The sequence below is a fragment of the Sporosarcina saromensis genome (assembly GCF_054901285.1).
The window spans coordinates 2976033-2999676 of sequence record NZ_CM142738.1; the positions used below are offsets into that span (position 1 = coordinate 2976033).

Below are 23644 nucleotides of genomic sequence, written 5' to 3' on the forward strand. Positions count from 1 at the left end.
CGCTTAAATATGGTCTTCTTCAAATCATAAACCACATTATAACGGATTGGCGAACAAATTCACAGTGTCAATCGTTTTAGCTGACAGATTAATAAGTGTGTGAACGATTTCCATTACTCTTAGACTAGTTAAAAAACCTTTTATTTATTGGCTTTATGACGTTTTTTGTGATTTTATGTCGAATTGTAATCTACCAAAATAGGCGTTTATTTCTAGTTCATATATCCTTTTTCCTTCAAGCTGATGAATTTATGATCCCCGATGATGACATGATCGAGCAAGTCGATGCCGATGATCGAACCTGCTTCCACTAACCTTTTCGTCACCTCGATATCTTCGGGTGACGGCGCGGGATTCCCGGAAGGATGGTTGTGCGCAGCAATTATTGAAGCTGCTGAACGTTTTACAGCTTCGCGATAAATCTCGCGTGGATGTACAATCGATGAGTTCAAGCTACCGATGAAGATTGTCTGTTTATGCAACACTTCATTTTTCACGTTCAGAAACAAAACGACAAAATGTTCTTGTAAAAGCGAAGACATATCTGTCATCAAATAAGCTGCTGCATCTTCGGGAGACCGGATGACATAACGCCCCTCGGAATGTTTCTGATAAAGTCGCTTTCCGATTTCCACGGCAGCAAGAATTTGGACAGCCTTTGCTTGTCCAATACCTTTAACAGCCATCATCTCTTCGACGGTCGCGTCTCTTAAATCTTGGATTTTATCAAAAGTTTTTAGGATACGGTTTGCAAGCATGAGAACGGATTCCTCTCGTGTACCTGTCCGCAGAAGAATCGCAACAAGCTCTTGATTCGAAAGGCTTGCCGCCCCTTGTCGAATCAGCCTTTCACGCGGTCTGTCAGCGATATGTACATCCCGGATCATCATTCGTTTTTTCACGTCAACTGTCAAGGAAATGTTCACCTTCTTTCAAACGGATGTGCCCTTCTTTCCTTAACAGCTCAACTAGCTTCGACAAAGGCAGACCGACAACATTTAAATAATCGCCATCTATTTTTTCAACGAGCAATGCACCAGCTGTTTGGATGCCATATCCGCCAGCCTTGTCCATCGGGTCCCCCGATTGGACATAAGCATGTAATAATGCTTCGTCAATGGAGCGGAACGTCACTTTCGTTTCTACCGAAAATAATTTCGACTTTCTACCTTCCAGTAAACAAACACCTGTAAAAACTGAATGTGTGTTACCGGAGAATTCCTTCAAAAACGCTACCGCCTGTTCTGCTGATGAAGGCTTCGGATAAATCGCTCCTTCAAAGACGACAATCGTATCTGCAGCAATGACGAGCGCCTCGGGATGATTTTCTGCAACGACGGAAGCTTTCTTTACTGCCAACTGCTCCACATACCTACCAAAATCTTGTTCAATCAATTCGATATCTTCCTCTGCATGACTAACTTGTACGTCAAAAGGAATACCTGCTAACGTCAACAATTCCTGCCTTCTTGGTGAGCCTGATGCTAAAATGATTGGCTTTTGTACAGTGAACTTCACTTTACTCCCTCCTTTTTCTTTATCATATACGAGGAAGTGGCAAATGAAAATTTTCTCTAAACGGCCAAAAATTAATAATAGACTGCAAAACTTATCAAAAACTGATTTTGGCACACCCATCTTTATGTGTATAATGGGCTAATAATTGCAAACGAATCACTTGCAAATCTGACGTGAACGCCGTCACAGCAACCAAATTCTTTCTAAAGTCTGCCACACCTTTTTCGTCAGACTCCCCTTCTCCTGAGGTCGTCAAAATTTTAATTTGCGCTAAATCGGTCTCACTTAACGCTTTCGTCAATTTCCCAGCTCCGATTGCTGAACAAGTCGATGTTTCAGCATAAAACGGTTTTCTGAATATCCCTTCCGCTTCACTGACAATCAACTCATCTTCTGCAAGGCCGATCGCACTCCAAACAAAAAATTGACCGTCCGCCTCAATGACAGCCGCTTTTGCTAATGCAGCGTCTGTTGCAATGAATTCTTTTGCCGCGTCTGCTGATGAGAAAACACCATGTTGTTTCGCAACCATTTTCAACGGATTGCCAGTTGGTACCACCTCACCTGAAACCGGAGTCTTCTCCTCTTCTCCCTTTTTTTCCGGTTGCGTGGCAACTCCCTTCTCCACTGCCTGTTCTTTCCCTTTTCCACTTGTCCCGACAATGATAAAGCCAACGATGGCAACAGCCGCAATGCCAATCACTACTCCATGGATCATTGCTGCCAGAACTGTCATTTTCGAATATTTCTTCTTAAAATTCACGTCTGCTCACCTCGTTTTAAGCAACCATATCAAAACAAACATGAAAAAGAACAAGACGTATGTCGCCTTGTCCAAAGAAATTTATCGACCTAAATGAATAAATGCTGATACCAATCGACAAAGTCTGCTCCCCAAAAGTATGCAACGATGGCCGCAATTGCAATTGAAGGACCAAATGGCACTGGCGTTTTTCGTCCTTTACCGGTCTTTTTAAGGATATAAATTCCGACGACAGAACCGATGAGTGAGGCTAGGAATAGCGTAACGAGTGTATTGATGGTACCTAACACAAGACCAATGACAAAGAACAGTTTAATGTCTCCGCCACCCATGCCACCTTTCGACACAATCGCTATTAGAAACAACACACTAAATCCAACGGCTGCCGCAAGCAAACTGTCCCACCACGGACTCGTCGGAATGATCCAACGGCCGATAAGAAAAGTAATAGCGAACGGAAGAAGCACTTTATCAGGAATAAGCATGTACGCAACATCCGAAACGGTAATGATTACGAGTAATGAAATGAATAAAATCGCAATGATTAACTCTAACCTAAAACCGATTTGCACATACGCAAGTGCATACAATCCCCCCGTCACGAACTCCATAAAGGGATAGATCGGGCTAATCTCCGTCCCACAACGACGACATTTCCCCTTTAATAAGATAAAAGAGAGAACAGGGATCAGATCGATCATTCCGAGCTTCTTCCCGCAATGTGTACATTGTGATGGAGGGGTAATGATTGATTCCTTTTTCGGAACACGTAAGCCAACGACGTTGAAAAAGGAGCCGAAGATGCATCCATAAATGAAAAATACACTTCCCCATAATACATTCATCACTCTTCCTCCATCGACGGAATTGGATTAATAGGCGTAGGATCTTTTTTAGAGGACGGTTCCGGTGCATCGACTTTCGGCGACTCTTCTAGAAGTTCCACAAGGTCTGGTCGATAAAATGCGCGAAACGTGACTGTCAAATCCATTAGCACATCGTCGTCATTACTCGTACGCTCTTCAACAGGCGCAGAGAATTCAATCGATTCCACAACAACAATTCGCTGCAATGCTTCAATTTCCTCAATAAAGCGATCCACTTTGGAATAAGCATCAGCTTGTAAATGCACTTCAGTCAGCAACGCGTGGACTTTTTCGACTTCTTCAGGAGAATTGTCCAACACGGTTTCATCTAAAGTGAAATTTACTTCATGTACGAACGTGTCAGACTTAACTTCTGCTTCATGCACTTGTAGAAGTAGTTGGTCTTCCAAAGGTTTGACAGGAACTCTTTCTTGTAAGGTTCTTGAACTAAACGTTTTCTCTCCAACCTGTTGTGCTTCTTGGCGTTGCAATGCGAAAAGGATATCTCGTTCGTTAGTCAACGATTGAATAGCTTGTTCATTCGCCTGTTTTGCAGGACTGTACAGTTTACCATACGAATATGCTCCGAGTGCTAGTAGAAAGAGGGCAGCTAATCCAATGAGTGCTTTTTCCTTTTGCCGTTTCGTCAAATTACTCATCCGCGTCCACCTCTCCATCCACTTCCTCTATGTCGGTTTCCTCTATCTCCGTTTCCAAATCCGGATTAGCGTCCTCTGTTTCAATAACCATTCCGCGCTCGTCTACAAATTCGACAACGTACGTCGCAAGGAAACGCGGAAGGACGTTTTCATTCTTACCGTCACCTTCCTCCAACTCCTCGGCAACTAAAGATTCAATCATCGATGTGTTCACAAGCGAAGAAGCTTGAATACGCGTCAAATAATGTGCCGCATCCTGTTTATCATCAAATTGAACCGCGAATGTGGCCTGATTCGGAGCAGTAAACTGGAAAGTAACAAAAAAGCCTCTGTCCGGCAATAAGGCAATCATTTCTCGCAGCAATGGTAAAGTTGCAAACTGATAGGATTCTGCCCATGTCACAGTTGCTGCTAACTGATCACGGTCGCTCACTGTATCTGTTGGTTGCAAGCGTTCACGGATAGCTTCTTGTCTAGCATGCAACTCAACAATTTGACCCTCTACTTGTGTGGTAGACTTCGCCAACTGTAGAGAGCTTATAAAAAAAACAGCCCATAAAAGAAGAGCCGCACCAATTAGTATAAGTGCAGCAAGTAGTAGCGTAGAGCGCTCCCTCTCTTTTTCGGGCAATAAATTAATATCAACGAGCATCTTTACACCTCTTTCAATGCCAATCCGATCGCACGATTGAATGTTGCTGGTAGTTCGCGTCCATCTGCCAGTTGAAATGGCTGTTGCAACAAACGATCAGCCTGGATTGAAAACCGTTGCCGAATAGCTTGTAGTAGTGCATCCATTTGGTCATACTCCCCATTAACGAGTAGATGGGTAATGGAGGCAGTCCCATTCTGTAAATTATAGCGATAAAAATTCACTAGTTTTTCTAGTTCCATCACGATGGACGTAGGCGTAATGATAGATGCATCCACTTGTCCGTCTGTCACAACGGAAAGGTCTGCAGATTGATGAAGGTCTACAGGACGCATGAACAGTGGATAATGGTGGTGGAAAGTAGAAACCGTTAACTTGCCCTCACCGAGATCCGCTAGCATGACGTGTTCATCACCCGTGAATGCATGCACTTTATGCGCCAATCGGTACAGCGCGAGCGGTCCGATATCGGCAACGACTGGATGGAGCTTTACTTCTTTTAGTACGTGTTCATACTGGTCAAGAATGCTCTCCTTTGACGCGATTAAAATCGCCTCATGTGCAGCAGGGTTCAAATCGCAAGGGACCACATCAAAAACAGGATCATCAAACGGCAAATAAATCGTTGAACCGATTTCAATGAAAAAATGCCCTTTCAATTCATCGGGCTGGATGTCTTCAGGGTACGGAACTTTACGGATCATTACATATGTATCAGGGGCAAGAAATTGGACATCACGCTTGGCGATGCCCCATTCCTTTACGACCCCTTCTAAAATCATCGTTATGTTTTCGGAGTCGACAATTTTGCCCTCGACGATTGTGTTCGGTGGGAGCTGGATTTCTTCAGCCATGTCGATCACAAGGGGTTCCCGCGACTTCAACCGGACGTAACGGATTGCGTTTTCTTCAATTGTGAGTGTTGCCGGTTGTTTGCGGCGGGAGAAAATGGACATGATGACAACTCCTGAATGATGTAGATTTCCTAACAAACCTAATTTAGCATCCACCTGAGGATTTGAACTCCAGGCGGACGCTTTCCGGGGGGCGGGCGGTGAGCCAATCGAACAACGCAGAGTTCGATTTGCCGTATTTCTGCGTACTTTACTGAAATTAAGGCATCCTTGCTCCTAACGTTACGCTTTTCCTATGGGATTTTAACTGATCCACTAATCCCCCAGGAGTCGCCGCCTTCCGTTTCAATATGAGAAAACTAATTTATCTCTATATCTCGCTTACGTGTTGTCTATTAATTCAATTAAAATAACACATTTTAAATCTATTTAATTTCAATATTCTTTTCAGTGCCTTCCTTTGTCCCTCTATCCGTAATATCTTTACTTGTTGCACTAGTATATACTATAGTAGTACCACCTTTAACTGTTGCAGTTCCACTCAAGGTATTACCCCCTGATTTTTTTGTAACTTTCACAGTGTTCTCTGTTGCCCCATTAGTAAAAGTACCAATAGAATCAATATATTTCTCACCTAAAAGCGTTTTTAAATCAACGCTTTCAGCATCTGGAGATTCAACAAAGTAAATATTGGCAGCAGATAATATGTTTTGAGCATCAGCATGAGCTGCTTTAATTCTAGTATTATCAATTAAACCTCCAATCGACGGTACTGCGATTGCCGCGATGATCCCCAGGATGACGATTACTGCTAAAAGCTCGACAAGTGTTAACCCTTTTTCGTTTTTCAAACGTTTTTGTAACCACTTTTTCATTATGAATTCCTCCCTATAAGTGCGTACTTTTGTGTACCTTTTAAGAATAGCAAACTTTCTACAAAAACGGAACTAAATTCCTAGATTTCTTTGAAACTATTTATTTTTCGACAGCATCCGCTACATACTATCTATTTCAGTGAAAATTGTAAACATCGGTAAGAGAATTGAAAGGACGATTGTGCCTACTAAACCGGCTAGTAAAATAATCATTATCGGTTCAATTAGTGCTTTTAATCGATCGGTTGCCGCTTCTACTTCCTTTTCATAGAAATCTGCCACTTTTGCGAGCATGGCGTCGAGTGAACCTGTTTGCTCGCCGATTGCAATCATGTGAGGTATCAATGGTGGAAATGCCCAATGTTTGGCCATCGGGTCGGTTAATGAGCCGCCCCGCTCTAAAGACAACCTAGATTGCGCTACGACGCGCGATATTACTTCGTTTTCGACGATTTTCTCCGTCATGGATAATGCTTGTAAAATGGGCACCGAACTTGTAAACAATGAACTTAAAGTTCGTGTTAAGGTTGCAAGTGCGGACTTTTTCAATAAATCTCCAAAAATCGGAATACGTAATAAAAATGAATCTAACAGGAATTTGCCTTCTTTATTGCTACGTAACAGTAAGAAACCGACAACGAGTCCAGCGACTAGTAGCACAAATAAGTACCAGTACGCCAACATGAAGTCGCTCGCTTTTAGCACAAATTGTGTGAGCCATGGTAATTCTCCACCGATACTCGCAAACAAGTCGACAAACATCGGTACAACGAACGATAAGAGGAATATGACGACACCGATTGCGACGATTCCAACGACAATTGGATAAGACATCGCTGAAATGACTTTTTGTTTTGTACGGTGAGCCTTTTCGTAGTGCTCTGCCAACCGATCCAATGAATCGTCAACAGATCCTGATAACTCTCCTGCTTTTACCATGTTGATGACCAATGGTTCAAATGCTTTCGGATGCTTCGTAAGTGATTCCGATAATGAACCGCCGCCACGTAAATCGTCGCCAATCGACACTAAGATTTTTTGAAACGGTTTGGATTCCACTTGCATGGACAAGATGCGGATTGATTCAACAATCGTCACACCTGCTCGAAGCAGTGTGGAAAATTGACGAAGGAACATAATGAACTGTGTTCGTTTGATTGGTTTGCCAATATGAATTTCTTTCGTCAATACGGTTTCCGCTTGCTCCGTCAAGTCAGTTACACGGATTCCTTGGCTTTTTAGTTTCATCGCCGCTTCTCTTTTATTCGCAGCCGTAATAACACCTGACTTTTTGGCATGGGCATCTCGGCCTTCATATTTAAAGCGAGCCATCGTTACTCATCACCTTTTAAATAGGGCATGGCGGTTTCATATGAAATTGCTCCTTGTTCAAGCAACTGTTTTACGGAAGATTCCATCATGTGCATACCCATCGCACGATTTGTTTGGATGACGTTTGGAATTTGGTGCACTTTTTCAGAGCGAATTAAGTTGGCAATTGCAGGGTTTGCAATCATTAATTCTGTTGCGACTTTCCGTCCTTTTCGGTCAGCTGTCTGAAACAACCGTTGAGACAATACCGCGGTCAACACGCCGGCCAGTTGCACGCGTATTTGCGCTTGCTGTCCGTGTGGAAACACATCAATAATCCGATCGATTGTCGAAGCTGCACTCCACGTATGAAGTGTCGCTAGTACTAAATGCCCGGTTTCTGCGGCTGTAATTGCGGTAGAAATCGTTTCAAGATCACGCATTTCTCCTACAAGGATGACGTCTGGATCTTGGCGTAACGAAGCACGTAATCCATCTGCAAACGATTGTGTGTCAAAACCGACTTCACGTTGATCAATGATGGACGATTCGTGGGTATGGACATACTCAATCGGATCTTCCAGTGTAATAATATGTTTGCGCATCGTTTCGTTCATGTAACGAATCATTGCTGCTAACGTCGTCGATTTCCCTGAACCAGTCGGACCGGTTACTAAAATGAGTCCTTGAGGCGTTTGTGCCAATTGTTTTAAGACATTCGGTACTTGCAGGTCGTCAATGGATGGTATGATTGTTGGAATCGTTCGGAATGCGAGTGAGATCGCGCCTCTTTGCTGAAAAGCATTTACCCGAAAACGTGCGATTCCTTTTAATTCATACGAATAATCGATTTGGCCTTTTTCTACGAAAGTCTCATACAACTTCGTAGGGATGGTTGCTTTCGCCACTGCTTCTGTATACGTTTCGTCGACCGGTACATCGCCATAACGCTTCAACTCACCATGCATGCGAAAAACAGGTGGCTGGCCGACAGTTAAATGAATATCGGAAACTTTCAATTCTACCGCTTTTGTTAACACTGCGTTAAGTGTTTCAGTCATACTATCGCCTCTATTCGATGAGTGCTACACGAAGCACTTCTTCGGTTGTTGTCATACCTTGTTGTACTTTTTCGAGTCCGTCGTCTATTAAGAAGATAATACCATTACGCATTGCAATTTCACGAAGCTGTGCAGGTGTTCCATGATTATTAATGACTTCCCGCATTTCATCATTGATGACAAGTACTTCGTGAATTGCAATTCGGCCGCGATATCCCGTCATATTGCAAGCTGCGCAACCAGGACCTCGAACAATCGTTTCAATCGACTTCCCACGTTTTGCAAAAATCTCTTTTTCACGATTTGAGGCTGGCATCGGCTTGCCACAATCCCGACAGACGCGCCGGATAAGACGTTGCGCGACAATTGCATTGACAGAAGCTGTTACTAAAAACGGCTCCACACCCATGTCAATTAAACGCGTAATTGACGCAATGGAATCATTCGTATGAATCGTACTTAATACGAGATGCCCAGTGAGGGAAGCGCGGATTGCAATTTCAACAGTTTCCCGGTCGCGGATTTCACCGACCATCACAATATCAGGATCTTGCCGCAAAATAGACCGTAAACCATTTGCAAACGTCAATCCGACCGTAGCATTCACTTGAATTTGATTGACCCCTTCAAGCTGGTATTCAACGGGATCTTCGACGGTGATAACGTTCACTTCTTCTTGATTGAGCCGATTAAGTGCCGCATATAATGTCGATGATTTCCCTGAACCCGTCGGTCCTGAAATTAAGACAATCCCATTTGGCCGTTCGATTTCTTTTAAAAATCGTTTCATGTTCACATCACTGAATCCTAATTTCGTCAAGTCGTTCAATGAACTGCTTAAATCCAAAATCCGCATAACGACCTTTTCTCCGAAAACAGTCGGCAATGTCGACACACGCAAATCAATCGGTCTGAAGTCGATTGTCACTTTAATGCGCCCGTCTTGCGGTACACGGTGTTCCGTTATATCGAGACTCGAAAGGATTTTAATCCGGGCGATGAGCATCGCTTGCATATGTTTCGGCAAGTATCTTTCTGTTTTCAGCATGCCGTCTATGCGAAAACGGATGACAACTTGATGCTCTTGGGGGTCAATATGTATATCGCTCGCCTTTTGTGTAATTGCTGAAGATAGAATTTGATTGACAAGACGAACAATCGGCGAATCCAAATCGGTCAATTCGTCTTGTTGCTCTTTTGCATCATCCGGCTGATCGATGAAAAACTCTTCTAATGAATCGTCGTCATAGTACTTAGAAATTGTCTTTAATATATCGTCTTTCGACGCGATGGCGGTTTCAATATGGAATCCTGTTGATAATCGCAAATCATCTACTGCTAAATAGTCCATCGGGTCAGACATTGCGACAAACAATCGATCTCCTTCCGCTTTAAGGGGTACGAGTAAATTGCGTTTCGCAAAGTCCTTAGGGACAACATTGAACAACTTTGGATCGAAAGGGTATCTGAATAGATTGACGTGGGGAATGCCTAACTGGAATTCCAATACTTCAATCAATTGCTGTTCAGTAATATAGCCTCTTTGTAAAAGCGCGTCCCCTAGCTTCTGATCCCTTGGTTTTTCTGCCAATGCAGTTTGAAGTTGAGCGTCTGTTATCAGCGCGGATTCAACGAGTAAATCTCCTAACCGTTTTCGTGTTGTCGCCATTTGCAACCCCCTCTATTCACTTACTTGTCAGCGGGAGACCGCTTTTATCATATTCCGGCTCGTTGTTGCCGTGTTGATTGTTTTCACCTGTTGCAGGTGGTTTTCCAACGGGTCTATCAACTTGATTACCTACTGAAGAACTATCCTGCATACCTTCATTGCTTCCTTCGCCCATGGTTGCAGACCCTCCACTCGTTTCATTTTGTCCACTTTCCCCTGTAGCTGAAGAATTCTCATTCGTTGTGTTAGTTGTATTCGAAGAGGTTTTCTCACTTTGTAATGGATGTAGTTCAATGCGTGCTTGGGGAGCATAAAAGTCTTTTGCAATTAGCTCTGTTGTTACGACATCGCCATTATGTGAAATTGTGCGATGGACAGTCGCTTCCACACCTTCTTTTCCTTCTTTCGCAAGGATGACTTGTCCACGATTAACGAACGCGCTGTATTGTATGATCGTTCGAAAATCGAATTTCTCTTCCTCCAAAACAAATGGTTCGTACGTGTAATAAAAAGGAAGTCCTTCAATGGACAGATGGTAGCCCCCATTCTGCCATGTTGTTTTTAGAATGAAAGTTGAGCGATTCGGGTTTGTAAATTTCAAATCCAAATTCAACGCTTCATTGATCGTTGCATCAAAACCGATTTTCACATCATTGGATAGACTGGATCTAATCGTTCTTTCATCGATTGTAAAATTTGTTTGAAGGACTGCCGTATACAAGGAAGAGGCAATCATGTGCAATTCATCTTCTGTTAGTGCACCTACACTAGATTGTGTGAGCAGTTCAAGTAATGAAATGGTTTCAAAAGGTTCAATCGTCAGTTCATTTAGCGCTTTTATTGCTCGACTAAAAGATGGACTCACATGACTCATTTCATAAGTAGCTGTAGCGACCTCGGCCATTCTCTTATCTTCTTCTTGAATGTAGTCGACCAAGTCAACTGTTTGAGGGATAATTCCTGTTACCAATTCCCCTTCAATTCCTTTAGCAATTGCCGTGATGGATGCGTCAGATAACGACAAAAATGCAAGTTCATTGCGTAATACCGTCTCTAGTCCTTCCTGATTCACGTGCGTAATGATTGGATTGTCCTTCCCTGATTCAGCGCGATCGATGGATTGTTCTACATCAAAAGAAATGAGCTCTTCAGGAAGTACGAACGAATAGTCCTGGTATATGACATCGACTTGCATTTGTTGTTGTAACAACGCAAAATCTGTGGCAAGCTGCTCCTTTGCCTTCTTTACTTTCACATTGGATACGGAGAACGGACCAACATACGTATGATCAGAAAATTCCTTTGTTGAAAAAATAGAACTAGCAAGCACATTTGTGGCGTTAAGTGCGTATATTGCTGAAGCTATAATGACCACGATGCTTACTCCAATGATTGATTTTCTCATCATACACCTCTATTCAATACTGTTTTAATAGTTTACAGAAACGTTAGGTGGATCCCATGTTGTTTGTTCAGGAGTATTTGAAATCACCTTACACTGACTATTAAATTCACTCTCACTTAACTTAATAATTCTATTATGACTTTTTGGTTGTACAAGATTACCTTTATAATATATTATGGACCCTTTTTCAATATCAATATCGCCACTAATTTTCACATTTTTCTCCACACAAATTTTAGAGTCATCTTCTAATTCCAAGTCATCTGAAACCATCAAATCTTTACCAACATACAAATAAGCATTTTCCATTTCTAATTCACCTTTAACATCGACATCTTGGGATACATAGGTTTCAGAATCCTCGATATCAAATTCGCCTTCATCTTCATCATTTTTTTCCCATGTACTTTTAAAAATCCATTAATTACAACTTTAGAATTCTCTTCAATATCGAAATCCTCAGTTATCATTAAGTTACTTGTAACATAGACTTGTGATTCTTCGATTTCTAGCTCTTTTCTTTGATGCGTTCCATTACTGTTAATCACACACTTCTTTCCTTCTATTTCATCACCTTTTGGGCAAGACGGTAGCCCGGTAGGAATAGTTTCACTAGTACTCGCACCTGTCCAATCCGCTGGAATGTGGAAAGTTAGTAGATAATTTAAAGGGGCTTCTTTACCACTCTCGTATTCACCACGAACGATACCTTGAATAGTAATTCCTTCATCACTACTCTTTATAACGTCTAAATCACTTGTTTTCTTCATGAAGTGAATATCTTTTTGAGGAATTGCTATCACAGTATCCTTTAAGGACTGTTCTATCTTCTTAGTTAATTCCCCCCTTAATTTTCTTCTTAACAATTCTATTTGTCTATTCAACTCTTCCGGTTTGTTTTTATAATCTTTTTCCAACTTTATTTTCTCTGATTGAAATTGACTTCTATACGTTTCCAAATGTTTATGTAAGATTGCATAATAGTGATTTGTATAGGCAGCAGTAAAATAATCCACACCCATCTCAGCCGCCACGACGGATAAATGATTCATATCCACTTTCTTTTCTTGCTTTGCATTGCTAATAGAACCTTTGATGAATACAGCGCTCGCGAGGAGAATAAAAAATATTAAAAATAGAACGAGCAATAATGCGTAACCTTGTTCATTGGTTGCCCTTTTCATCGTCGCTCCTCCTAACTTATTGGTCTTTATATCTAGCAAAGACTGTATCCACTGTGAGACTTCTTTGTTTGCCTTGCGCTTCATTCGTCAAGTCAAAAATCGTGATAGACAAATCTAGATTGACTTCTCTCGGTTGAATGTCTGAGATGCTTTGTGGTTCAAAGCCAAAGCCATTGCTAAACGTCTCTCCATAAAGGAGCTCCCCCTGACAGCTTGACATTTCTACACGTGTCTCTTCTATTTGCAGTTCATAACAATCGTTTTTACGGTGTACTTGTTGAATTTTTGTAATGAGGTAGTTAACTTCCTGTTGCATCCGAATCTTTTTGGACTCCATCACGTTATATTTCATACTCGTCAAAATGGTCGTCCAAATGAGCATGATGACTAAAGACGTTAGAACAAGCGTAACGAGGACTTCAATGAGCGTCATGCCTTGTTGTTTAGCCATCATCGCCCCCCCTTTATTACTCATCTGCAATTTCAATGTAGCCAAATGTTTCACTTTTTACTTTCCCATCCTTTTGAATGGCAATATAGACCTGGTGGAGATTTACTTGTCCAGTTAACCCATCCGAAGCTACATCACGGGACTTTGTAATTCGGTAAGTGGTAGATAAACCATTTCCACTTGGAACGACTTTGGTCCAAGTCCCCTCTTGCTCCACATACTCACTTCCATTATTAAAATCGCTATATGTATGACTGGATTGTTTAAAATCGTCTAACAGAATTCGAGCTTCATTCATCGTTTTCAATTTTGTTTCGGTTTTATTATTAAAGATCGTCATTTGTGGAAAAATGGTCATAAAACCGACGAAGACAATGCCTAACAACACGAGAGCTGCCAACACTTCTACAAGTGTCATTCCTTGTGAATTCATTACATTCCTTCTACTTTTCACAGGAATCCGCCCTTTCTGTAAATCTATTACTTACAGCATACAAAACTTGGTTGAACTTAGCAACTACACAACGAAATTAGTTATTTATTCATAGAATGAACGACACAAGACGGATGAAATTGTATAAGCTTTCATTCAAAAAAAACAGTGTAAAACCATTACAATCTGTAATTGGTCTTACACTGTTTATCGACACACGTTATGTTGCTGCATTGATTTTCGGGTTTTCCTCATACACGCCTACTTTATTTCTTCCTGCTTGTTTACCACCAATATAAAGAGCGCGATCTGCGTTCCGTAAAAGATCTTTGCCGTCCGCAGCATCTTCCGGAAGGGAAGCGACTCCGATACTGCAAGTCATTTGGACAATTGTCGGCTCCCGATCTGGCGATAAGTCCGGAAGTATGGTAAACGTCGTCTCTTCTACTTCTTTTCGTATTGTTTCCGCTAAAGCAATTGCTGCTTCCTTTGACCAATCTGGCAAAATGAAGACAAATTCTTCACCACCATAACGCGCCAATGTCACTCCGTCACGAGTATAATTCTGCAAAATAGAAGCAAAAGCAACTAATAAGTCGTTTCCACTTTGGTGACCATATGAATCATTAATTCCTTTGAATCGATCAATGTCTAAAATAATTGTCGACAGACTTCCGATTTCTCCTGTATGGTATCGTACGAGTTCTTCGTCCATCTTTTCATCTAAATAACGGAAATTATATAAACCCGTTAACCCACATTTCACACTTTTCTCTACTGTCCTCTCGTAATAACGTGCTTTTTCAACGGCTACAGCTAAATAACCTGTTAACAAATCCACAATTTTAGTAGGAACATCGTTAAAAGCATATTCCCGTGTCGACGTTACAAGAAGATAGGCTTCCGTTTTTCCATATCGAACAATGGGTGCAGTCATGGCACTTTCAACAGCAATTGGGAATGTAAATCCTCGTAGTGTTTGTAAATCTTTGCGTGTAGAATATTTCTTCGTGCGTCCGCTACTCAAACCATCCTGCTCTGTCTTCTTTGGAGGGACCAAAACCTTTTGAGGGCCCTCCACGTAGTCCACACACTCAGTCGAAGTGAGAAGGACCAACTGCTCACCGATACGACGGTCAATAATGTACGCACTTTCATAAGGGATGACCGTTTTTATTTTTCCGAGAAACGAATGAAGCACTTCATCCACACGTAACTGTTCTGCAAGCTCATGTCCAATCATGGCCGCAGATGATAATACTTCGTTTTGCTGGTTCGACCTCAAATAACTTCTTGTAACAAGGAGTACAAGGATGAAAGGGATACCAACTAATAACATCGATTTGTTTCCAAACTGCTGAAACAAATAACAACTAATGATGGCAAAGGGCAACAGAAGAATAGACGTTACATAGTCCCAGATGATAATTTTGCCCATTTTCCCCGTCTCTTGTTTGAAGATCCGAAAGAAAGCGGTGAGCAATAAACTATTGAACCATGAATAGACCGAAGCATAGACGAACCCGGCGATCATGAATGTACTAAACGACATATACTCCAAGGAACCGCCAACTGCATAGTAAACGAAACTACTGATTAACGAAGTGACTGCAAAGTTAATAGAGTTAAATGTAAATCGTAATAGTTTAGGGGTTGAAGATTTCAATGTAAAAATCAGCATGATCATTCCAACTTGCATGAAAACCATTTCCGCAATAATTCCATACTGAAAAAACACAGTAAAGAGGACCCAACGTTCCAGCGTCATGGATACATGTTGCCAAGCAATCGGCAAATTCATAATTGCAAGAAGAACGAATGCAAGCATCAGTAAGTTCGAATAGTCAATTTCATTGGCCGGATAAAACTGATAGGCCACGTAAAACGCCGCCGGCACAATACAAAGCCACATGACATGTATGATTCGTCTTTGTGTAATTGTCATCTTCATTCACGAGACCCCCCGACCAATTATTTACTGTACGCCGCAACCCTGTCCCTGCCCGACTGTTTTGCACCAATATATAATGCTCGATCTGCATTTCGAAACAACGAAATGGCTTCGTCTGTGTCGGTTGGCGCATTTGAAACGCCAATACTTGTTGTAATGAATAACTCAATCGTCTGCTTGTTCTCCGCTAGGTCCGGGATTATCGTAAACGGATGCCCCTTTATGCGGTGACGTATCGCATGAGCAAATTCCAATGCATCCTGCTTTGAATAACTTGGTAAAATGAAAACGAATTCTTCTCCTCCGTATCGCCCTACGGTACCATTTGGAGGAATTACCTGTTCTAGAATGCTCGCGAGTTGACAAAGTATATCATTCCCACATTGATGGCCGTATGTATCGTTGACCCCTTTGAACCGATCAATATCCAACATGACAAGTGACAATTGGTCGAGTTCCCCCGTATGGATACGCTGCATTTCTATACGCAATTGTTCTTCCAAGTAGCGATAGTTATAAAGATTTGTTAAAGCACACCGCTCACTTTTTACTTTTGCCTCTTGTACATAACCCGATTTTTCATGCGCTACAATATAATACGATCCTAATAACTCTAATACTTTTAGTTGGTAATCTTTAAATGCATTTCGACGATTAGAACCTAGTGATAACACGCCTATCGTTAGACCGTTATGTGATAGCGGAATACATAGCATACTCTCTAATTCCATCGGTACAAATTCGGTGCCGAAATTTTGCCATTCCTTTCTTTTGGAATAAATGACCGGCTCATTCGTTTCAAGCACTTTCCCGACCACACCCTCACCTACTGGAATCGAACCATAATGCAACTCGACAAATCGATCTTTTGCAAATGCAATCTCCAATTCCAACCATCCTTCATAATACTTAAAAAACAACACACTATCCGCATTGAACAACTTGCACGTTTGTTGAACGAATTGCTCTGTTACACGTTTTCTATCCGTTAACAACGATAGTTCTGTACCGATACTTCCGGCATTCTCAAGTAACCCGTTCACTTTTTCCGATTGACTATACATCCGTATCATACCAATTGTACAAAAAAACGGTAAACCCATTAATAAAAATGTGCCAATCCCGACAATTTGCAACATGAAGTACAAGGATAGAGCTAAAGGTAAGATAAGCACGGTTGTAGCATATTCATCACCAATCTCTTTAGCGGAGAAAGGCAATTTCATTTTTCGCAACCTCATATACAGTTGGATAAACCCTAAGTTTGTTGTTGTGTATGTCAAACGATAAACAATTACACTCAGCAACATTGGCCAAAATTCAAGCGAACCGATTTGTCCACCCACAAGATGAAAAGCAGCCGCACTAGCAAGCGATAACATGAACATCATTGTTGAGTTTACAAAGAAACGTTGAATCGTTTGCTGTTGATTTTTTGAAGAAATAAGTGCGCCAAGTATGGATAGTTGCATAACAATAACTTCGATTACAAGTCCATATAATAAAAACGAAGGGAGCGTAATCCACATTAACAATGTAACCGTATTGCCGTTTTTCTTAATCGGAAACAGAACAGTCAACAAACCAAACAAGACAAACAACGTGACATACAATGGTGAAACCGTTTTAGGCATTTGTGTCGCCAAAAGAAATGTGATTCCAGGTGGCACGATTAGCAACCACACGATGAAATGAAAAAGTGTAACCTTCGTCTCCTTAGACAACTACCAAACACCCCTCACCTTTAAGAATCATTCTACGAAGTAAATTAGTATTTATAGTCCAAAAGACTTGTAAGAAAATAGAGAGAACCTACTACTATCTTCTTTCTTGAACCTTCCCTTACTAGTATTATAGTATTATCGTTGGCGTTTGTCACCTTTTTTCTATTATATTGACAATTCTCCAATAATTCCTCTACACTTGCAGCTTGTGGATGCTGGAATGTAACAAACGTAAAGCTTGCTGCGACCGGTATAAGTTCATCCAACGTTGCTTTTACATCTTTCGTTTTTAGCATCCCCACAACAAAATCCACTTTTTCACCTGGAAATTGACGTTCGATTGTTTCGGTCAATCTTTTTGCAGCGGCTGGATTATGGGCCCCATCAACAAACACACCCGGTTTGATTTCTTGAAAACGAAAAGGTAGAGATGTTTCTGCAATGCCTTTTGCGACTTGTTTTTCATGCAATGAGATACCCGCTTTCCCTAATGCTTCAATTGCAAGTGAAGCATTAATTGCTTGATGCGGACCTTTCATCTCTCTTTTTGGAATAAAGACCTGTAGACACCCATGGAAGTGCTTGTCTTCATCCATATAGAAATCTTCTCCGTATACAACAACTTCACTCTTCGTTTCTAAAGCTTTCAATCGGATGATTTGCTCAGCCTCTACAGGCACTTCTCCTACTACAACAGGAATGCCTTCTTTAATAATGCCTGCCTTCTGTGTAGTAATTGCTTCAATCGTTGTGCCTAAAAAAGCTTCATGATCTTTCGCAATTGACGTAATGACCGACACAAGTGGAGTAACGACATTCGTACTGTCAAGCAGGCCTCCCATCCCACATTCCAGGAGAATATAATCAGGTCGTAACCGTTCAAATGTAACGAATGCAGCTACAGTCAACAACTCAAAGTCTGTCAGCATACCGCTAATACCCGCTCTTCTAATCTTCTCAAAGGTACTGTCCATCTCTTCTGTTGCAATTGGACGACCTGCAATACGAATTTGATCATGTACATCCTGTATCGCGGGTGATGAAAACACGCCTGTCGTATAGCCATGCTCATTTAAAATTGACTCCATGAACGCGACAGTAGACCCCTTTCCGTTCGTGCCTGCGACGTGAATGAACTGTAAATCTCTTTGAGGATTCTCTACTTTCTGTAACGCTGCTTGAATGCTTGCTAAGCCGGGTTTAATTTCATTTGCACTTTGTATGTTAAATCGTTCTTTATACTCATTAAGTTTAGGAATCAATTGTCTCGCTCCTTATGATAGAATCAGCTTAGGTAAAGTATAGCATGTGCGGAGGAATTGATATGAAAAGTTGTTGGATTATTTATAATGGTAGTTTGACGAGCGATAAATTTCGCGATCAAGCGGAACTGATGAAAGAAGCTGCTGAGCGCGCAGGTGTGCAAGCATTTATAAAAAAGAACTATGAAGTCCTAATGAATCTGCATGAAGAGTTGGCCTCCCCCCCTCATTTTGTTGTTTTTTTAGATAAGGATATTTTATTAGCAACCTACTTAAAAAATGCTGGAATTGCGGTGTTTAATGACCCTGTCGTCATTGAAACATGTGACAATAAAGCGAAACAATACATTCAATTGGCAACGCATAACATCCCAATGCCTGAAACAATTATTGCCCCAAAAGTGTATCCGAATTTTACAATTGAAGGTTCAGGTTATTACGAAAAAGTCCTTAAAACATTAGGCTTACCGTTAATCATTAAGGAAGGTCACGGTTCTTTCGGGATGAAAGTGTATTTAATTGAAACAGAAAAAGATTTCTTTGAAAAAGTGGATGCATTGCGTGGCGTCGATTATGTGTTTCAGCAATTCATCGCAACGAGTAGAGGAAGAGATATCCGTGTCAATATTGTTGGTGGCGAAGTTGTTGCGGCTATGCATCGTTCATCTCAAACAGATTTTCGTGCAAACATTACAAACGGCGGGGTCGCAACAGTCATCGAATTGACAAAGGAACAACAGACAATAGCAATTCGGGCAGCAGAAGCAGTCGGTGCTGAATTTGCAGGCGTAGATTTATTGTTTGGAGAGAATGAACAGCCACTCGTTTGTGAAGTGAATGCAGCTGCTCATATTCGCAACATCTACACCGTTACAGGCATTAACGTCGCGGACCGGATGATTGCCTACATCCTTAGGAAGCTTTCATGAAAGGGTATCTCTACTACTCTTCCATTGAAGCAAAACGCAATTACGCCTTCATTGAAGATTTACAACAACACGCCAAGTCTGCAGGAATTTCATTACGACTAATCGTGGATGATGAACGACCATGTGAAGGAGCAGATTTCGTTCTTTTCCGCGATCGCACACCTGCTTTAGCCTACAAATGGGAGTCAATCGGCCATCGGGTTATTAATCGCTCGCAAGTGAATGAAATTGCGAATGACAAGTTAAAGACATATGAATTCGTTTCGTTGCTTGGCATACGTAGTGTACCGACAAAAAAATTACGGACAATTGACGAAATCGATTCGTACCCGGTTGTCCTAAAATCGGTCGATGGCTATGGGGGAAATAACGTTTACCTTTGTCACTCGCGACAAGAAGCATTAGATGTCTCAACACAAAACCCTCAGTTACAATTCATTTATCAACCATTCATTGAAACGAATGCGCAAGACGTACGTGTTTTCATGCTTGGTGATGAAGTGCTTGGTGCGGTAAAACGTACAGGTGTGCAATCTTTTAAATCAAATTTTACGTTAGGCGGAACTGTAGAAAAATATTGTTTGTCGTACGATCAAGTGACAGAAGTACAACAGATTGCTCGTGCATTAAAAAGCGATTATATTGGAATCGATTTTTTGCTACGTCCCGATGGCAGTTGGCTCTTAAATGAAATTGAAGACCCCGTCGGCGCACGTTCTCTGTATGTAACGCATGATTTTTCAGTTGCTGAGAAATTAATAGCATACATCGTGAATACGTTGAAGTAATTGATGATTATTTAGAAAAGGATGATACAATGAGCCCCATGGTTACTGTGTTTGTAACACTTCTCATAGGCGTACCACTTTTCGTTTTTGCAACGATCTTTTTCGTCCGGACAATGAAAAAGTCCAACTCGCCAGTAGGCGCAATGTTGTTTGGACTGCATCTTTCAATCGTCGGTGGCATTCTCTTGTTAGACCCTAGAATTGAGCATATTGTTTTGCCCTATGGACTCCTCTTTTTTGGCGTAATTCTTTCATTCCTTGCATTTCGGAAATTGGACAGTGTGTAATACTAGTTCGTCTTATCTATCGCATGAAGCTAACGGGAAATTAGTTTCATGCGATTTTTGATTTGCAAATTTGTTCGGCGCCAGACAAACGGATGCATGCAGTCCAAGCCAATAAACTTAGAACTCACTCTCTCGCGATAAAAAAAATCGAAGTTGAGCAAATGCACTCAACTTCGATTTCTCATTCCATTTAAATCTCTTGCAGTTCCTCGATACGGCGTTCGACGGCTGCTTTCTTTTCTAGATAATCTTTCTCTTTCGCACGTTCTTCTTCAACGACAGCTTCAGGGGCTTTTGAAACGAACCGTTCATTCGATAACTTGCCTTGAACACGTTTCACTTCGCCTTCCCACTTCGCAAGTTCCTTCTTCAAACGTTCGATTTCTTCATCGATATTGAGAAGACCTTCGAGAGGAAGGAATAGTTCAGCGCCAGTGATAACAGCTGACATTGATTTGCCTGGTGCCGAGATGCCGACGCCAATTTCAAGTGTTTCTGGATTACAGAAGCGCTCGATGTAATTACGGTTCGCTTCCAAAACAGCTACTGCTGCTTCGTCTTTCGCCGCAATATAAAGTGGAACTTTCTTGCTCATCGGTGTATTCACTTCAGCACGGATGTTACGGACCGCATGAATGAGATCGACGAGTAACTTCATATTTGACGCTTTCGCAGTGTCCGTCAACGCTGGATCAGCTACCGGCCATGCCGCAACTGTGATGGACTCGCCTTCATGAGGCAAGTTTTGCCAAATCTCTTCTGTAATGAACGGCATAAGTGGGTGTAGCAAACGCATTGTGTTGTCTAAAACATATGCGAGTACCGAACGAGTCGTTTTCTTCGCCGCTTCGTCTTCACCGTATAATGGCAATTTCGCCATTTCAATGTACCAGTCACAGAAATCATCCCAGATGAAGTTGTACAATGCACGGCCCACTTCCCCAAATTCATAACGCTCTGCAAGTTTTGTTACTTGTTCGATCGTTTCATTGAGACGTGTAAGAATCCAAGCATCCGCAACGGATTTTTCACCTGTCAAATCGATTTCGTCATAGGTCATGCCATCCATATTCATTAACGCAAAACGGGATGCGTTCCAAATTTTATTGGCGAAGTTCCAAATTGCTTCAACCTTCTCTGTTGAATAACGTAGATCTTGACCTGGAGAAGAGCCTGTTGCCAGGAAGTAGCGCAAAGCATCTGCACCGTATTGATCAATCACATCCATCGGATCGACACCATTACCAAGTGATTTAGACATTTTGCGACCATCTTCAGCTCGCACTAAACCGTGTATTAACACATCTTTAAACGGACGTTCATTCGTAAACTCCAGTCCTTGGAAGATCATTCTAGAAACCCAGAAGAAGATAATATCATATCCTGTTACAAGGGCAGCGTTCGGATAATAACGTTGGAATTCTTCGTTGTTTACATCCGGCCAACCCATCGTTGAAAACGGCCACAACGCAGAGGAGAACCAAGTATCAAGTACGTCTTCCTCCTGATGCCAATTTTCGATGTCAGCTGGTGCGTCATGCCCTACATATACTTCACCTGTCTCTTTATGATACCAAGCAGGAATTCGATGGCCCCACCACAATTGACGCGAGATACACCAATCGTGGATATTTTCCATCCAATTCAAATACGTCTTTTCAAAACGCTCTGGAACAAAGTTGACTTTCCCTTCGCTCTGTTGGAGTTTAATCGCTTCTTCTGCAAGAGGCGCCATGCGTACAAACCATTGTGTCGACAAGTACGGTTCGACGACTGCCCCACTTCTTTCCGAGTGTCCAACAGAATGCATATGGTCTTCGATTTTAAATAACACACCCATCTCTTGCAAGTCCTTAACGATTGCTTTTCGGCACTCAAAACGGTCCATTCCGTTATATTTGCCAGCAAGCTCATTCATAGAGCCGTCTTCATTCATGACAAGTACACGAGGAAGGTCATGACGGTTTCCAATTTCAAAGTCGTTCGGGTCGTGAGCAGGTGTGATTTTTACAGCGCCACTTCCAAATTCCATATCGACATAATCATCCGCAACGATTGGAATCTCTCTTCCGACAATCGGCAATTTCACCATTTTGCCAATTAAATGCTTATACCTTTCGTCCTCTGGGTGTACTGCGACTGCCGTGTCCCCTAACATCGTTTCAGGACGTGTCGTAGCAATTTCAATACTACCTGTTCCATCAGCGAGTGGGTAGCGCATATGATAGAATGCACCCTGCACGTCTTTGTGAATCACTTCGATATCGGATAGTGCCGTCTTCGTCGCTGGATCCCAGTTAATAATGTATTCGCCACGGTAAATATAATCTTTCTCATACAGCTTTACGAACACTTCTCGTACAGCTTTAGAAAGACCTTCATCTAACGTGAAACGCTCTCTTGAGTAGTCAAGTGCAAGGCCTAATTTTGCCCATTGTGCCCGGATATGCCCTGCATATTCTTCTTTCCATTTCCATGTCTCTTCAAGGAATTTTTCACGTCCCAAATCATAACGTGTTATTCCATCGGCACGGAGTTTCTCTTCCACTTTCGCTTGTGTAGCAATGCCCGCATGGTCCATACCCGGTAACCATAACGCGTCATAGCCTTGCATACGCTTCATACGGATCAAAATATCTTGAAGCGTCGTATCCCAAGCATGCCCTAAATGTAGTTTACCCGTTACGTTCGGTGGTGGAATGACAATTGTGTACGGCTCTTTTCCGCTCTTTGGTTGTGCTTCAAAATAACTGCCTTGAAGCCACCATTCATAGCGACCTGCTTCAATTGATTGCGGTTCATATTTTGTTGGCATCGAAATGTTTTCTGTTGACATGTAAACTCCTCCTTGTGACTTGTCTGATACGCTTCTGCATAAAAACGGCAACAAAAAAACTCCACTCGTCGAAAAGGACGAAGGAGTTATCCGTGGTACCACCTTTATTCGTGCAAATAGCGATCATTTGCACCTCAATAACAAGTAACGGCTTCAAACCGGCTCC

At 41.8% G+C, this 23644-nt stretch carries 23 protein-coding genes and 1 other annotated feature (1 of these 24 running past the window's edge); of the genes, 3 read left to right on the forward strand and 20 right to left on the reverse strand.

Features of this window, described 5'->3' with window-relative positions; all coding sequences use genetic code 11:
* Window positions 1–212: 212 nt before the first annotated feature.
* The 19 genes from radC to ACVHUV_RS15385 all read right to left on the reverse strand — a co-directional run bounded on the left by radC (window position 213) and on the right by ACVHUV_RS15385 (window position 18638).
* On the reverse strand, window positions 213–890 hold the full coding sequence (radC, locus tag ACVHUV_RS15295) for a RadC family protein (protein WP_317942332.1): 678 nt from the start codon (window positions 888–890) through the stop codon (window positions 213–215).
* 13 nt (window positions 891–903) lie between these two features.
* Complete coding sequence (locus ACVHUV_RS15300) at window positions 904–1518, reverse strand: Maf family protein (protein WP_462085167.1); 615 nt, start codon at window positions 1516–1518, stop codon at window positions 904–906.
* Window positions 1519–1612: 94 nt separating this feature from the next.
* Window positions 1613–2281, reverse strand: a complete 669-nt coding sequence (locus ACVHUV_RS15305) for a hypothetical protein (RefSeq protein ID WP_462085168.1) — start codon at window positions 2279–2281, stop codon at window positions 1613–1615.
* Between the two features lie 89 nt (window positions 2282–2370).
* Window positions 2371–3126, reverse strand: a complete 756-nt coding sequence (locus ACVHUV_RS15310) for a prepilin peptidase (RefSeq protein ID WP_371389459.1) — start codon at window positions 3124–3126, stop codon at window positions 2371–2373.
* On the reverse strand, window positions 3126–3806 hold the full coding sequence (locus ACVHUV_RS15315; RefSeq protein WP_317942266.1) for a pilus assembly protein PilO: 681 nt from the start codon (window positions 3804–3806) through the stop codon (window positions 3126–3128). Before ACVHUV_RS15315 ends, ACVHUV_RS15310 begins: the two co-directional genes overlap by 1 nt.
* Complete coding sequence (locus ACVHUV_RS15320; RefSeq protein ID WP_462085169.1) at window positions 3799–4458, reverse strand: PilN domain-containing protein; 660 nt, start codon at window positions 4456–4458, stop codon at window positions 3799–3801. The genes ACVHUV_RS15315 and ACVHUV_RS15320 overlap by 8 nt, the downstream gene beginning before the upstream one ends.
* Window positions 4459–4460: 2 nt before the next feature.
* Window positions 4461–5414, reverse strand: coding sequence for a type IV pilus biogenesis protein PilM (gene pilM, locus ACVHUV_RS15325; RefSeq protein ID WP_462085170.1), 954 nt, complete (start codon window positions 5412–5414; stop codon window positions 4461–4463).
* A gap of 323 nt (window positions 5415–5737) precedes the next feature.
* Window positions 5738–6187 (reverse strand): type II secretion system protein, encoded by a 450-nt coding sequence (locus ACVHUV_RS15330; RefSeq protein WP_462085171.1) that lies wholly within the window; start codon window positions 6185–6187, stop codon window positions 5738–5740.
* A gap of 120 nt (window positions 6188–6307) precedes the next feature.
* The gene (locus tag ACVHUV_RS15335; protein ID WP_462085172.1) at window positions 6308–7519 is read right to left on the reverse strand and encodes a type II secretion system F family protein; all 1212 of its coding nucleotides are present in this window, start codon (window positions 7517–7519) and stop codon (window positions 6308–6310) included.
* A 2-nt stretch (window positions 7520–7521) separates the two neighbouring features.
* Window positions 7522–8559 (reverse strand): type IV pilus twitching motility protein PilT, encoded by a 1038-nt coding sequence (locus ACVHUV_RS15340; protein ID WP_462085173.1) that lies wholly within the window; start codon window positions 8557–8559, stop codon window positions 7522–7524.
* 10 nt (window positions 8560–8569) lie between these two features.
* The gene (locus ACVHUV_RS15345) at window positions 8570–10228 is read right to left on the reverse strand and encodes a GspE/PulE family protein (protein WP_462085174.1); all 1659 of its coding nucleotides are present in this window, start codon (window positions 10226–10228) and stop codon (window positions 8570–8572) included.
* A gap of 16 nt (window positions 10229–10244) precedes the next feature.
* The gene (locus tag ACVHUV_RS15350) at window positions 10245–11633 is read right to left on the reverse strand and encodes a VanW family protein (protein WP_462085175.1); all 1389 of its coding nucleotides are present in this window, start codon (window positions 11631–11633) and stop codon (window positions 10245–10247) included.
* Window positions 11634–11657: 24 nt separating this feature from the next.
* Entirely contained in the window at window positions 11658–11942 is a 285-nt protein-coding gene (locus ACVHUV_RS15355) for a hypothetical protein (RefSeq protein WP_462085176.1), read from the reverse strand.
* Between the two features lie 2 nt (window positions 11943–11944).
* Window positions 11945–12817: a hypothetical protein gene (locus ACVHUV_RS15360; protein ID WP_462085177.1), complete on the reverse strand. Its 873-nt coding sequence runs from the start codon at window positions 12815–12817 to the stop codon at window positions 11945–11947.
* Between the two features lie 16 nt (window positions 12818–12833).
* Window positions 12834–13268, reverse strand: coding sequence for a PilW family protein (locus ACVHUV_RS15365; RefSeq protein WP_317942275.1), 435 nt, complete (start codon window positions 13266–13268; stop codon window positions 12834–12836).
* Between the two features lie 16 nt (window positions 13269–13284).
* Complete coding sequence (locus tag ACVHUV_RS15370; RefSeq protein WP_462085178.1) at window positions 13285–13701, reverse strand: PulJ/GspJ family protein; 417 nt, start codon at window positions 13699–13701, stop codon at window positions 13285–13287.
* Between the two features lie 220 nt (window positions 13702–13921).
* A complete protein-coding gene (locus ACVHUV_RS15375; protein ID WP_462085179.1) occupies window positions 13922–15652 on the reverse strand; it encodes a sensor domain-containing diguanylate cyclase in 1731 nt (576 codons plus the stop codon).
* A gap of 20 nt (window positions 15653–15672) precedes the next feature.
* Window positions 15673–17376 (reverse strand): sensor domain-containing diguanylate cyclase, encoded by a 1704-nt coding sequence (locus tag ACVHUV_RS15380; protein WP_462085180.1) that lies wholly within the window; start codon window positions 17374–17376, stop codon window positions 15673–15675.
* Between the two features lie 44 nt (window positions 17377–17420).
* Window positions 17421–18638 carry a bifunctional folylpolyglutamate synthase/dihydrofolate synthase gene (locus ACVHUV_RS15385; RefSeq protein ID WP_462085181.1) on the reverse strand — a complete coding sequence of 406 codons (1218 nt, stop codon included), beginning with the start codon at window positions 18636–18638 and terminating at the stop codon, window positions 17421–17423.
* A gap of 62 nt (window positions 18639–18700) precedes the next feature.
* Here ACVHUV_RS15385 and ACVHUV_RS15390 point away from each other — a divergent pair, with 62 nt between their 5' ends.
* From ACVHUV_RS15390 to ACVHUV_RS15400, 3 genes are read left to right on the forward strand one after another with little or no spacing between them, the layout of a single operon-like run.
* Window positions 18701–19567 (forward strand): ATP-grasp domain-containing protein, encoded by an 867-nt coding sequence (locus ACVHUV_RS15390; protein ID WP_462085182.1) that lies wholly within the window; start codon window positions 18701–18703, stop codon window positions 19565–19567.
* A complete protein-coding gene (locus ACVHUV_RS15395; RefSeq protein ID WP_462085183.1) occupies window positions 19564–20355 on the forward strand; it encodes an ATP-grasp domain-containing protein in 792 nt (263 codons plus the stop codon). The genes ACVHUV_RS15390 and ACVHUV_RS15395 overlap by 4 nt, the downstream gene beginning before the upstream one ends.
* A gap of 29 nt (window positions 20356–20384) precedes the next feature.
* Window positions 20385–20642, forward strand: a complete 258-nt coding sequence (locus ACVHUV_RS15400; RefSeq protein WP_462085184.1) for a hypothetical protein — start codon at window positions 20385–20387, stop codon at window positions 20640–20642.
* A gap of 190 nt (window positions 20643–20832) precedes the next feature.
* Here ACVHUV_RS15400 and ACVHUV_RS15405 read toward each other — a convergent pair whose 3' ends face one another.
* Window positions 20833–23478: a valine--tRNA ligase gene (locus ACVHUV_RS15405; RefSeq protein ID WP_462085185.1), complete on the reverse strand. Its 2646-nt coding sequence runs from the start codon at window positions 23476–23478 to the stop codon at window positions 20833–20835.
* A gap of 70 nt (window positions 23479–23548) precedes the next feature.
* Window positions 23549–23644, reverse strand: a binding site (T-box leader) (it continues 124 nt past the right edge of the window).